Genomic DNA, 12,752 nt, shown 5'->3' with positions numbered 1-12,752 from the left:
AATTCCCTTTAATTTCTATTGTCTTCCTATAATATCCATATTATCCTTTACATATAGGAATTATTTTTATTCCATTTTGAACTATCTATATATATATAAAGAAAGATAGTCACCTGTTAGGGAAAGGCTTTCGTATTATTATAAATATAACAAAAGAAAAAGCACGCTTATAAGCGCACCATAAGAGTGCTTCTTCATACAATTCTCATGTAAGAGTTCTCGAAAATCATGTTAATCACAAAGAAAAGGCATTAGCCCATAAAAGCTAATGCCTTTTCTTTATTCATATTGTTCAGCATTCCAATCTTCTATATTCCATACTTTTGTTATCCACGATTCATAGAAAGAAGGTTCATGTGAGACAATTAAAACCGTTCCTTTGTATTGTTGTAACGCTTCCTGTAAAGCCATCTTAGTTTCTACATCCAAATGATTAGTCGGTTCGTCTAAAATTAAAACATCAGCTTTTTCTATTTTTTCATATAAGGAGCTAACACACTTAAAATCTCTTCTTTATCCTTTTTTAATTCGAGTGATGTTAACATATCCATCGTTCTCGGCCTAGGTAATTTCACTTGTACCTCGCCAACTATTGACGCTGGTCTTTGAGATAAAATAAATACACGGTCAGACAGCAAGATTGCCTCATCTAAGTCATGTGTCACCATAACGATTGTTTGCTTCTCTTGATGCCAAGAGTTTAAAAGCCAGCTATGTACTTCCATTTTTGTAAATGCATCTAACTTTCCAAAAGGCTCATCAAGCAGCATAATTGGCTTTTCACATAAATAGGTGCGCAGAAAACTAATTCTTTGACGCATACCACCAGACAATTCATCTGGATAATGGTCTGCATATTCATCTAGTTCGAACTGCTTTAATGCTTCCATTCCTTCTGTCAGTCTTTGTTTTTTCGGCTTTCCTTCAATTTCTAACGGAAGAACGATATTTTGCAAAGCTGATCGCCACGGTAGTAATAAATCTTGTTGTGGCATATAACTAACAACATCTTGCTCTTGTACTTGCTTATCGTTATACGTTACGTTCCCGCTTGTTGGTTTTTCAACATTTGCAATCATGTTTAATAATGTGCTTTTCCCGCAACCACTCGGGCCTACAAAGGAGACAAACTCTCCCTCTTGTATAGAGGCACTAATCTTCTCTAGTACATTCTTTCCATCGAAAGATTTCACTATATTTTTTATTTGTAATCCGCTCATTTTTCACTTGGAAGGAATTCATTTGTAAAAGCATCTTTTACATCGATTTTCTTTTTAATAACTTTGTTGTCATATAAGAAATTCATGTAATTCGTCCAAATTTCTTCCTTCTGTACTCCCCATGCTTTAGCATCATCTTGATACTTCGTACTTAACCATTTTTGGCTTTCTTGAACTAAATCTTTATTTACATCTGGAACAGCTTTAATTAAAATATCAGCAGCTTCTTTCGGTTCCTTAATTGCAAAATTATAACCTTCTGTTGTTGCACTCATAAACTTTTTCACAAAGTCTTTATCTTGCTTCGTATGTTTTTCACTCGTAATAATAACAGGACTATAGAAATCAAGCGCTGGGTCTAAGTCTTTTACCATAATCGTATTTAACTCTTTTCCTTGGCGCTTCGCTTCAATTCCATCCCATCCGTAATAAATCCATTCAAAGTCTGCATCACGGCCGATTGATTTAAAGAAATCGGTTTGTCCTAAGATGATTTTTTCAACTTTATTAAAATCAGCTTGATGCTTATCCATAATCGTCTTTAATGTCGCTTCTTCTGCTGGTCCTCCCCAGCCGCCGTAACGTTTACCTTCAAAATCTTTCGGTGACGTCATATTATCTTTCTTAAGTGATGCAAATGCTGAAGTGTTATGCTGAATAATCGCTCCGACAGATACAACAGGAATCCCTTCCACACGAGCCAACGTTACATTTTCTTGTGCGCTTATTGCGAAGTCAGCTTTTCCTGATGCTATCATTTGCTCTGCTGTTACATTGTCACCCGGTTGAATAATTTCTACATCTAATCCTTGCTTTTTGTAATAATCTTTCGTTTGTGCTACATATAAGCCAGTATGATTCGTATTTGGAAACCAATCTAATACTACTTTTACTTTTTGATCTTTACTTTTACTTTCTTCTTTCTTCGCCGGATTACATCCAGCCACGCCTACCGCTACTAAGGCAGCTAACATAACTTTCAAACCTTTTTTCATTTTCTGCCGTCCTTTCTATATATCCATGGTGCTGTTATTCTTGCCATAAACTCTACGATAAAATACAGGCACAATGTCACCATAACGATGATTGCTGCAACACCAAATACTCGGGCAGTCAAAAAGGATTTTGTAGCCCTCGTAAGCATAACGCCTAATCCTTCACTTGCACCGAGCCATTCTCCGATAATTGCCCCCATTACGCTATATGTAACTGCAATTTTTAAACCTGAGAAAAAGTATGGGAGCACTGCTGGAAATTTTACTTTCTGGTAAACTTGCCATTTCGTCGCCTTCATTGTTTGTAACAGTTTCAGCATATTTTTATCTACTGTTTGAAAACCTTCTAAAATACTAAGCGCAATTGGGAAGAAACAAACGAGTATTACGACCATTACTTTCGGCAACATCCCATATCCAAACCAAATAATAAATAGCGGTGCAAGTACAACAATTGGAATTGTTTGCGAAATAACGAGCAATGGATTTATTAAAATACGAAATAACGGTATAACGTCCATAATAATTGCGATGCTCGTCCCCAATAAAATTGCAAAGAATAGTCCAATTATAACTTCCTGCAGTGTTTGCATCGTATTTGGTAATAGTAAATCTTTCATCCCAATTAATTCTTGAACAATGGCAGAAGGCTTTGGTAAAATCCACGGTTCGATTTTAAATAATGAAACAGATCCTTCCCATATCGCAATGAGAAGGATAAGCCAAATAGTTGTAATAAGTTTAGATTGCTTCTGGTTTTGCATATTCATCACGGTACTTCCAAACCTTTTCATCTATCGTTACACCAGTGCTTGGACGATAATGGATTTTAATAGAAGTAATCACTTCTTCTGCTCCAGCATCGACGCAAGCTTGTTGTGCACGTTTAACGACATCAAGAAGTACATCTAATTCTCCTTCCAAAGTTGTTTCCATTGCCCCTACTTCATAACGAACTCCCGATTGTTGCACAACTTCAATTGCTTTATCGACAACAGAATATACATCTTTCGTTTTCGCTTGTGGTACTACTGAAAATGACATTGTAACTTGTTGTGACATAATAAAATCCCCCTTATAAAATTAAATTTCAAAAATAAGAAAAGGCTTTCCTACTGCGTAGGAAAGCCTTGTATGCAAGTTATTATAGAATAACATATGCTACATCACTTTAAGTAACTCCCTACGCTGGCATTATCCAGATCAGGTTGAGGGTCGATGTTTACTTACATCCTCTCAGCCAATTGGCTCCCCGGTCCTTAATTCGTTTTCATTGTAGCATGATTTATTTTATTGAACAAACAAAAGCATGCATAATCATTTCATTATTTTTGGAAAATATCCAACTTTTTCACCATAAGCTAATAACTGCTGTATAAATTCTTTATTAATTGCTGGTACTTTCAATTCTTTTTTCTTAATCCATTCATTCGTTCTACGCGTACCCATTACAATTTCAGATTGCTGTGCTCCATCTCCTGCAACTTGAGAAGCAATTAACTCTGCTATTACTTCATTTCCCTTTGCTAATTCCAGTCCGGCATTTTCATATTCTGAAAGTGGAACCATTTCAAGATTGTATCCACACTCTCCAATTAGCTGTATAAATTGTTCAAACTCAATTTGATGTGGATGACAAATATGTAACGTCTCTCCTACAATTTGCGCATCTTGTAAATACGATACAATTGATTTACTAGCAAAATCAATTGGTGTGAAATCAACTTTCCACTTCACATTTGGTGCTTTCCCAATTAATAGCATTGTTTTAATAAGACGATAAAATGCGTTTCCTTCAATATTTTGTTGGAACGAACCTGTTTCTGAATGACATGCTAAATTACCTGCACGATAAATATTTCCACGCAAACCATTTTTCATTGCTTCACGAACAATGTTTTCCGCTTGTAGTTTACTATTTGAATATACATTCTCTAAGTCTACACTGTAATTAAAATCACCAGTTTTCATGTATGTATCCCATTGATCTACCGCTAATTCTAACGGGATACCAATTGTAGAAATAAAATGGAATGTAGCGCCTTTTTCCGCTAATGCTAGCATACGGCTAGTCCCTTGTACATTTATATTTTCAAATTGTTTTACATCTCCAAAATGTCTTACATCTGCACCGCAATGAATTATCGTATCCATCTTAGAACTGATGAACATAAATTCTTCTTCGCTCATCCCAAGATACTCTTCTCCTAGATCGCCAGCTACGGCCTGTATACGCTGTAACCATTCTTCACATATATCATTAAAATAGCCTGTTAATGTATCTATAATTCTTTGCTGCACATCTTTGGTTGGTCTTACTAAACAATAAATAGTAGCAGATGTATCTCTTAGCAATTCATATAATATGTGTGATCCTAAATAACCAGTAGCTCCTGTTAAAAAGACATTTGAAATCTGTTTTTCTTCAAAAACGTTTGCATACGTAATAGTATCTGGTTCGTGAATTACTTTATATTCCCGAAATACTTCTTCTTTCTCTACTTTTACTTCTCGCTCAATTCGAGCTAATCCATATATCGTTCTTTCTTTAAAGAAATCTTGAATTGTTAAATGCGAGAAGTCTTCTTTTAACAATGTTAATACTCGTAATACTTTCAATGAGTGTCCACCAATTGTAAAGAAATCATCATGCACTCCAATTTTTGAAATTCCTAATACTTCCGCCCAAGCATTCGCTATTTGCTTCTCTGCTTTATTAGAAGGTGCAACATATTCTTGTAGACGAAGCGGTTCATACTTTTCTTCTAACTGGGCTAACTTTTTAACATCAATCTTTTTATTAGGTGTAAGTGGTAATTCATTAATATAAATTAGTTTAGATGGCACCATATAATCTGGTAACTGCTCTTGTAACTGATAAACTAATTCTGGTATTTCTTTTTTATTTAAAGTTGTATAGAACGCGATTAAATATTGGCTACCTTCCTTACTCTTCTTAGCAAAAACAGCATTTTCTTTTATATTATGATTTTGAGAAATTTTACTTTGGATTTCTCCTAGTTCAATACGATGTCCTCTAATTTTTACTTGATCATCTTTCCGATGTAAAAACTCTATATTTCCATCCTCTAGCAACTTAACCATATCACCTGTTTTATATATATTAACTATAGGATTAAAAGGGTTCGGAATAAAAGCTTCAATTGTTTTATTAGGTTTATTAAAATACCCTTTTGCTAATCCTACTGAATCTATATATAATTCACCAGGTACACCAATTGGACAAAGATTCATATTCTCATCCAAAATCATAACTTGATAATTAGCACATGGTTTACCAATGGGAATACTCGCAACATCCTCATTTAACTGACTAGGTATTTTATAGGTTGTCGTCACTACAGTACATTCTGTCGGTCCGTATACATTATGAATTTCAACATTTGTACCTATTCTTTCTCTCCACAATTTAATAACCTCTACAGGCAACATTTCACCGCCAATCGCAATTCTTTTTAGGGAAGCTAGCTTATATATATCTTCTTCTGCTAAATACGTTGCTACTTGTCGAACAAAAATTGTTGCTAATGCCAAGATCGAAGTTGCTTTCACTTTATAGATTGCATGTGCAAATGCTTCTACAGACAATCGCTCTTCCTCTAATAATACATACAAGTTTCCTCCACAGAATAAAGAAGCAAATGACTCCCATACAGAGGCATCGAAACTAAAGGAAGGAAATTGGGCAAATACATCCTCTTCTGTCAATTCATATTGCTTTTTCATCCAAGTATACAGATTAACAACGCCTCTATGTGCTAACATCGTTCCCTTTGGATTCCCTGTTGAACCAGATGTATAAATCATATAAGCTACATCATCACAATGAATAGACAACTTTACATCTATATCTTCACAAGTTTCACTATCATAAATTGAAACAGTTTGAACTCCATCACATGTTATAGGCGTCTCTTTCATCAATATAACTTTCGCTTGGCTATCTTGAATAATGTACTGTATTCTACTTTCGGGATAATCTGGATCAATTGGAACATACGCTGCACCAGCTTTTAATATAGCTACCATACTTACTACTGTGTCTATGCTACGTTTCATAAATATTCCAACATAGTCTCCTAATCGCACGCCGTTTTTAATTAACATATGAGCTATTTGATTACTTTTTTTATTTAACTCCTCATAAGTTAAAGTACCTTCCCTTGAAGATAAAGCTATACGATTTGGAAATTGAGTAACAGTATTATAGAACATATCGACGATACTTTTCTCAGGATATACCGCTGTCGTATCATTCACTTGACTATAAAGTGCCATCTCGGCCTCTGTAATAATATTAAAATGTTTTATGCGTTTATTATCATTTTGTGATTTATCAATTAAAACACCTTGTATTTGTTGTGCATAACGAGTAATCGTTGTCTCTTTCCAATTAACACTATTAAATATTATTTCTACACTTTGCATATTTTTACTAAATACAAATTGTAATGTATTCGCATCTTGTAGCTCATAATATGTTTCACCAATAATAATAGGTGACATTTCATATAATTTCTTACCATTTTGAAACTCTTCTATTTCTTCCGCATTTATTTCTTTAATTTGTTCCAGTTGCTCTTCAATCTGTAGATTCAAACTTTCATAGGAAAGAAAATTAGAAACTTCAATAGTAATCGGAAATAAACTTCCTCTTACATGATAAAACACGACAATATGTTTTTCTTTAGAAATATGATATAACCACGTTGCAGTCGCTCCTATTAAATCTACAATATGAGTCAAATTTAGAAACAGTTCCGTTTTTCTTTTCATTCTAATTTCTTTTCCTTGCACATCTTTAGGTATTGTAATATTTCCTTCTACTTTTCCTAAAAATTCTTTTACCATCTCATTATAAGAAATCGCTAATTTCATATTTATGTAAATTCCTCTCTCAAATATAATAAAGGTGTGAAAATTCACACCTTTTTCATCCCTTATTAACGGGCAGATTCGTTCAATTCATAATCAAAGGGGGATCCCCCTTTGATTAGAATTGATCTTTCTTCTTATTCACTTTTAAACTCACCAATTAGCTCTTGTAATTCCTGAGAAAGCCAACTTAAAGAAGTCGCTAATTCTGCAATATCTTGTACTGATATTTCTTGCTCTTTCATGCTTTCTTCAACATTACTACTGCTGTTGGCATAAGTATTTGCAATATGCGATAATTCATTTACAACTTGAACAATATTTTGGCTATTTTGTAAAATGTCACTCGAATTACCAGAAACAGCTTTTACTTGATCTGTAACAGATTGCGCTGATTTTGAAATTTTTTCAAAGAAATCTCCACTACTTTGAACAAGTGAAATTCCAGTTTCTACTTCTTTTGAACCTTTTTGCATGGAAACTACAGCATCTTCTGTCTCAGCTTGTGTTTCACCAATTAATTTCGCTATATCTTTTGCAGACGCTTCAGTTTGTTCTGCTAATTTTCGTACTTCATCAGCAACAACCGCAAACCCTCTTCCAGCTGCTCCAGCACGTGAAGCCTCAATAGAAGCATTTAACGCTAATAGATTTGTTTGATTTGAAATACCTGTAATTACAGTTACGATATCACTAATTTCTTTTGACCTTGTTTCTAACGAATAAATGATGGAAGATAAATCTTGTACTGCATTTTGGATTAAACTCATTTGATTAATAATTTGTCCAATCACTTCATTACCTTCAATTGAATGTTGCTCCATACCTTCAGAAGCAACTGCAACTTGTTTTGCAGCCCCAGTTATCTCTTCTACCTTATCTTCCATTCCATGTACAATTCCTAAACATTGTTGTACTGACGTTTTTTGAGACTGTGCCCCTACTCTTAAACCTTCAATAGAACTTGCAATCTCTTGAACTGCCATGCTATTTTCCTCTGTACTCGCTGACAACTCTTGCGAAGAAGAAGAAACTTGCTCAGCAGTTTGCCTTACTTTATCTATAATCCCTTTAAATTTTTCAATCGTGTTATTGAAATAAACATTAATAATTCCAATATCATCTGGTCTTTCTTTTAATTTAATACTTAAGTCTCCTTCACCAATTTTACGTAACCCTTCTCGTAAATCTTTTAATGGAGCTAGCGAGTGACGCACGATAAAGAATTGAGTAATAGTCGCAATTGCTAATGAAATAATGATAAAGAGTAAGCCCTGTATCATAAACTTCTCTTTTGTAATAGGAACAATGGAAGCATCTAGGTCAGCCGCAATAATTGCAACAATATTGTTTTCTCCATCCGTAATTGGTTCTAATATTGTCACCCACGAACCTATTTCATCTTCATATACTTCTGTCATTTGTGCCTTTTTCGTATCAATCACTTTATCGTATGCCTTCATCCAATGAGCGGGTTGTTCATAATAATCTCCCGTCTTTATAGGGAATGCATTTGTTAACTCTGTAGTCAAACCAACGAGTTTTAATTCTCGCTTTTCATTCGGCTTTGCTCCTGTAACATACGTTTGTCCAACACTTTTCAATTCTTTTGAAACTTCATCTAATTTCTCTGTTAACTTTTCTTTTTTCACTTTTTCGGCTGTAGGATCTTTCGCCATGTCTCTAACTAACTCTAAATCCAATTTTTTTAATACTATTTCTCCTGTTTCAATAGACTGCCTTTCAAATAAAGACATCATACTATTTTGAAACATGTTGAAACTTAACGCACCCATACTTCCAACAAGCGTCAAAATAACTAGTACGGTTAATAAGACGTTCTTTTGAAGGAACGATAACTTATGCCAATATTTTTTCATTAATATCCACCTTCCTTAACTAACATAAACAAAAAAAACAAAATATATGAATATTTTGTTTAAAAATGTTTCTCAATATGTTCGAGAATAAAAAAAAGCCAATGTAAAAGCATTGGCAAAGACCAACCCTATCCGTCCGGTAACTGGCTAGCATAGCCTTTCGACCTTAGCTCCTGTAGTTTTGCGTCCTCATGTTTCCATCAGTTTGCCTTTCTCGCTGAACGAGTTGAACGATATGGGAGTTCTATGAGAATTAATTTATTCTCTTTCAAAGATTACAACATATAAATCAAAATGTCTACTTATTTAGAGATATAAATACAAATTTTTAACGCATTGTTTTTTCAAAATAATTTCAAAAAGTACGTGAATGTTACTTTTTTTGTGTTATATAATAAAAAATGTATTAATAACAAGGATTTCTTCGGGTATTTATTTAATTTTCATTCAAATTAAACTATTCGAATATATCTTAACTAATGAATTTCGGAGGTAGTTTATCATGTTTTGGCTACAATTTCTTACCTTGTTACTCTGTATTTTTATTGGTGCACGCCTAGGCGGAGTTGGTTTAGGAGTAATGGGTGGAGTTGGTATGGCAATACTCGTTTTTGTCTTCCACTTACAACCTACCGCGCCTCCTATCGATGTAATGCTTATGATTTTGGCAGTAATTACAGCTGCTGGTGCTTTGCAAGCTGCTGGAGGAATGGACTATCTTGTTCATCTAGCTGAAAAAGCATTACGAAAAAATCCAAAGCGTATTACTTTTTTTGCTCCAATTGTTACTTATTTATTCACACTATGTGCAGGTACTGGTCACGTTGCCTATTCTGTACTTCCTGTTATTGCAGAAGTCTCTCGTGAATCAGGGATTAGACCGGAACGCCCAATGTCGATTGCCGTAATCGCTTCTCAACAAGCAATTACAGCTAGTCCAATTTCAGCTGCCACAGTTGCTCTTTTAGCAATGTTAGCTGACTATAAAATCACTTTATTAGATATTTTAAAAGTGAGTATTCCTTCTACTTTCATTGCTTGTATGTTAGCAGCATTTGTTGCTAGTAAGATGGGAAAAGAATTAAATGAAGACCCTGAATACTTAAAACGATTAAACGAAGGAATGATTCCTAAACTTGAAGAGAAAAAAGAATTTGTAGGTGTAAAGGGCGCCAAATTATCAGTTATCCTTTTCCTTGTAGGAACCTTCCTTGTTGTACTTCTTGGTTCATTTGAAGCACTTCGTCCAGGATGGATAGTTGATGGGAAGTTAGCTCGTCTTTCCATGCCGAACACAATTGAGATGGTTATGTTAACTATCGCGGCCCTTATTATTATTTTCTGTAAACCAAATGTAGAAAGCATTGTATCTGGTAACGTCTTTAAAGCAGGAGCAACAGCAGTTGTTGCTATTTTCGGTATCGCTTGGATGGGAGATACTTTCTTTAACGGAAACTTAAATATGATTCAAGGATCCATTCAGCATTTAGTAACAAGTGCACCATGGCTATTTGCTATCGCATTATTCATTCTATCTATTTTACTGTACAGCCAAGCAGCAACAGTTCGTGCCTTAATGCCACTTGGACTATCTCTTGGTATTCCGCCAGCATTACTGATTGCTATGTTCCCTGCAGTGAACGGATACTTCTTCATTCCAAACTATGGAACAATCGTTGCTGCCATTAACTTCGACCGCACTGGTACAACAGGTATCGGTAAATACGTATTAAATCATAGTTTTATGATTCCGGGCCTAATTGCAACATTTACTTCTATCGGAATTGGAATGCTCTTAATTTCAATTATGTTTTAAAGAAAAAGCACAAACCTTTATTTAAAAAGGTTTGTGCTTTTTTAATCAAATATTTGTTTAAATTTTGGGGCAGTCTATTTCTCCATGTAGCACTTAAAATACTACACGTCCTTCCCTACAAACTTCTCTTTACTTCTTCAGCTAATTTTCTCGTACTTTCATACGCAGATTCAGCTAAGCTAATTGCTGAAATAACTGAAACACCGTCCGCACCCGCTTCTATAACTGCCACTGTATTTTCAATTGTAATCCCACCAATACCAACGATTGGCACTGTAATTCCTTGTTCTCTAAAATAAGCTAATCCTTTCGTTCCTTGAACCGCTTTCGTATCTTTTTTCGTACTCGTTGGGAAAATAGGTCCAACACCTAAATAATCTGCTCCGTTTTCGATTGCAAAGCGTGCTTCTTCAATTGTATGAGCAGATACGCCGATAATTTTATCTCCCATTTTTTCACGAACAGATGTAATTCCTTCATCATCTTGTCCTACATGAACACCATCTGCATCTAATTCAATGGCTAATTCTACATCATCATTTACAATGAAAGGAACACTATATTCCTTACAAAGCGCCTGCAATTCTTTTGCAAAACGCACTCTTTCTTCTCCAATTAAAGCCCCTTCTCCCTTTTCACGAAATTGAAAAAGTGTCACTCCACCATCTAATGCTTCTTTCAATACAGATAAAGGATCCTTCGCGCAATTATTACTTCCCATAATAAAATACACCTGTAATAACTTAGACATTTTCTTTGTTTCAATGCGCATCGTGTGTTTCCTCCCCCTTACTTTAACTCCTCAATCTTCCCATACTTCTCAATATCATCAGAAGTAGTATTCGCTAACTGATTTAAAAATTCAATTTGGAAACTACCAGGTCCTTTTTCTACCGTTTTAGCCGCTGCTAGTTCCGCTGCTACTCCATAAAATGTTAATGCAGCTACTGCTGCTTTTACATAATCTTTTTCTACTGCTACAAATGCTCCTATTACCGAAGTTAGTAAACAACCTGTTCCCGTAACTTTCGTTAAAATAGGGTGACCGTTTCGAATAACAATAGTTCTCTCTCCATCTGTAACAACATCTTCTTTTCCAGTAATAACCGCAACTGTATTTAATTCGTCTGCTGCCTGCCTTGCAATACTTACAACATTGCCATGTCCAGTACCAGCGTCTACCCCTTTAATTTCCCATTTCTCATTAATAACATTTGCTATTTCAGCTGCATTTCCGCGGATAATTGCTAAATCGATTTCAGCCGGAATATGTCTCGCAACTTCTGTTCGATACGAAGTTGCTCCTGCACCAACTGGATCAAATAGTACTGGCACATTGTTCGCATTTGCTGATTTACCTGCGAGTAACATCGCTTCTACTTCTTCAGGACGAAGTGTCCCCATATTTAATACTAACGCTCCAGCAATGCTAGCCATTTCTGCTACTTCTTCTTTTGCATACGCCATTACAGGCGATGCCCCAAGTGCCAACAAACCGTTAGCAGTAAAATTTGTTACAACAACATTTGTAATATTATGAACAAGCGGATTAGATTCTCTCACCAAATCCACTACTTTACTAATTTCTTTCATATTCATCCTTTTCATCTCCTAACTATAATGATGGGAGATACACAAAAAGACACTTCGCGCGTACGCAAAGTGCCTGAACATGTGCTTTTACACTCTCCCTACGCTGGCATTATCCAACAGGTTCAAATGGTCAATGACGGACTAGTCATACTCTCAGTTTGTATCCACAAACTCCCATGTGTTTCTTATTCATCTACTTCAAAGTCTACTCTTATTCTAGTAAAATAACAAGTTCTTTACTTTTCTATTTAATATAGAAGCAACTGATAAAGTGAAACTTTAATCAGTTGGGATTTTGTTCACTCCATTAAAAACAGCTCAAATATGGAGCGAAACTGAATCTCAAGAAGAT

9 protein-coding genes, 1 pseudogene and 3 riboswitches are annotated in these 12,752 nt (G+C 35.0%); of the genes and pseudogenes, 1 reads left to right on the top strand and 9 read right to left on the bottom strand.

Features of this window, described 5'->3' with window-relative positions; all coding sequences use genetic code 11:
- Positions 1-279 precede the first annotated feature (279 nt).
- The 7 genes and pseudogenes from AXW78_RS31480 to AXW78_RS02100 all read right to left on the bottom strand — a co-directional run.
- Positions 280-474: pseudogene (locus AXW78_RS31480) on the bottom strand (ABC transporter ATP-binding protein); the annotation flags it as partial.
- Positions 471-1,220, bottom strand: coding sequence for an ABC transporter ATP-binding protein (locus tag AXW78_RS02125; protein WP_000016076.1), 750 nt, complete (start codon positions 1,218-1,220; stop codon positions 471-473). The pseudogene AXW78_RS31480 and the gene AXW78_RS02125, both read right to left, overlap by 4 nt.
- Positions 1,217-2,215, bottom strand: coding sequence for an ABC transporter substrate-binding protein (locus tag AXW78_RS02120; RefSeq protein WP_000715577.1), 999 nt, complete (start codon positions 2,213-2,215; stop codon positions 1,217-1,219). The genes AXW78_RS02125 and AXW78_RS02120 overlap by 4 nt, the downstream gene beginning before the upstream one ends.
- Positions 2,212-2,985 (bottom strand): ABC transporter permease, encoded by a 774-nt coding sequence (locus AXW78_RS02115; protein ID WP_001057166.1) that lies wholly within the window; start codon positions 2,983-2,985, stop codon positions 2,212-2,214. Before AXW78_RS02115 ends, AXW78_RS02120 begins: the two co-directional genes overlap by 4 nt.
- Positions 2,957-3,277, bottom strand: coding sequence for an MTH1187 family thiamine-binding protein (locus AXW78_RS02110; protein ID WP_000082906.1), 321 nt, complete (start codon positions 3,275-3,277; stop codon positions 2,957-2,959). The genes AXW78_RS02115 and AXW78_RS02110 overlap by 29 nt, the downstream gene beginning before the upstream one ends.
- A gap of 101 nt (positions 3,278-3,378) precedes the next feature.
- Positions 3,379-3,480: riboswitch (TPP riboswitch) on the bottom strand.
- Between the two features lie 52 nt (positions 3,481-3,532).
- Positions 3,533-7,114 (bottom strand): non-ribosomal peptide synthetase family protein, encoded by a 3,582-nt coding sequence (locus tag AXW78_RS02105; RefSeq protein ID WP_061883738.1) that lies wholly within the window; start codon positions 7,112-7,114, stop codon positions 3,533-3,535.
- A 134-nt stretch (positions 7,115-7,248) separates the two neighbouring features.
- Positions 7,249-8,991, bottom strand: a complete 1,743-nt coding sequence (locus AXW78_RS02100) for a methyl-accepting chemotaxis protein (protein ID WP_000761074.1) — start codon at positions 8,989-8,991, stop codon at positions 7,249-7,251.
- Between the two features lie 135 nt (positions 8,992-9,126).
- A riboswitch (cyclic di-GMP riboswitch) is annotated at positions 9,127-9,211 on the bottom strand.
- Between the two features lie 282 nt (positions 9,212-9,493).
- Here AXW78_RS02100 and AXW78_RS02095 point away from each other — a divergent pair.
- Complete coding sequence (locus AXW78_RS02095; RefSeq protein WP_000498707.1) at positions 9,494-10,807, top strand: anaerobic C4-dicarboxylate transporter family protein; 1,314 nt, start codon at positions 9,494-9,496, stop codon at positions 10,805-10,807.
- A gap of 115 nt (positions 10,808-10,922) precedes the next feature.
- On the opposite strand, the gene thiE is transcribed toward AXW78_RS02095, so the two are convergent.
- Positions 10,923-11,579, bottom strand: coding sequence for a thiamine phosphate synthase (gene thiE, locus AXW78_RS02090; protein WP_001217745.1), 657 nt, complete (start codon positions 11,577-11,579; stop codon positions 10,923-10,925).
- 17 nt (positions 11,580-11,596) lie between these two features.
- Positions 11,597-12,406: a hydroxyethylthiazole kinase gene (gene thiM, locus AXW78_RS02085; RefSeq protein WP_001056091.1), complete on the bottom strand. Its 810-nt coding sequence runs from the start codon at positions 12,404-12,406 to the stop codon at positions 11,597-11,599.
- A 72-nt stretch (positions 12,407-12,478) separates the two neighbouring features.
- Positions 12,479-12,588, bottom strand: a riboswitch (TPP riboswitch).
- Positions 12,589-12,752 lie beyond the last annotated feature (164 nt).

This window comes from Bacillus thuringiensis (genome assembly GCF_001595725.1).
Lineage (GTDB): Bacteria > Bacillota > Bacilli > Bacillales > Bacillaceae_G > Bacillus_A > Bacillus_A thuringiensis_K.
The sequence above is the reverse complement of the archived record's forward strand: the minus strand, read 5'-3'. Positions and strand labels throughout refer to the sequence as shown.

Coding starts and splice junctions, on each gene's coding strand:
- AXW78_RS02115 (WP_001057166.1), bottom strand. CDS start 2,985: ATGAATATGCAAAACCAGAAGCAATCTAAACTTATTACAACTATTTGG.
- AXW78_RS02120 (WP_000715577.1), bottom strand. CDS start 2,215: ATGAAAAAAGGTTTGAAAGTTATGTTAGCTGCCTTAGTAGCGGTAGGC.
- thiM (WP_001056091.1), bottom strand. CDS start 12,406: ATGAATATGAAAGAAATTAGTAAAGTAGTGGATTTGGTGAGAGAATCT.
- AXW78_RS02110 (WP_000082906.1), bottom strand. CDS start 3,277: ATGTCACAACAAGTTACAATGTCATTTTCAGTAGTACCACAAGCGAAA.
- thiE (WP_001217745.1), bottom strand. CDS start 11,579: ATGCGCATTGAAACAAAGAAAATGTCTAAGTTATTACAGGTGTATTTT.
- AXW78_RS02105 (WP_061883738.1), bottom strand. CDS start 7,114: ATGAAATTAGCGATTTCTTATAATGAGATGGTAAAAGAATTTTTAGGA.
- AXW78_RS02100 (WP_000761074.1), bottom strand. CDS start 8,991: ATGAAAAAATATTGGCATAAGTTATCGTTCCTTCAAAAGAACGTCTTA.
- AXW78_RS02125 (WP_000016076.1), bottom strand. CDS start 1,220: ATGAGCGGATTACAAATAAAAAATATAGTGAAATCTTTCGATGGAAAG.
- AXW78_RS02095 (WP_000498707.1), top strand. CDS start 9,494: ATGTTTTGGCTACAATTTCTTACCTTGTTACTCTGTATTTTTATTGGT.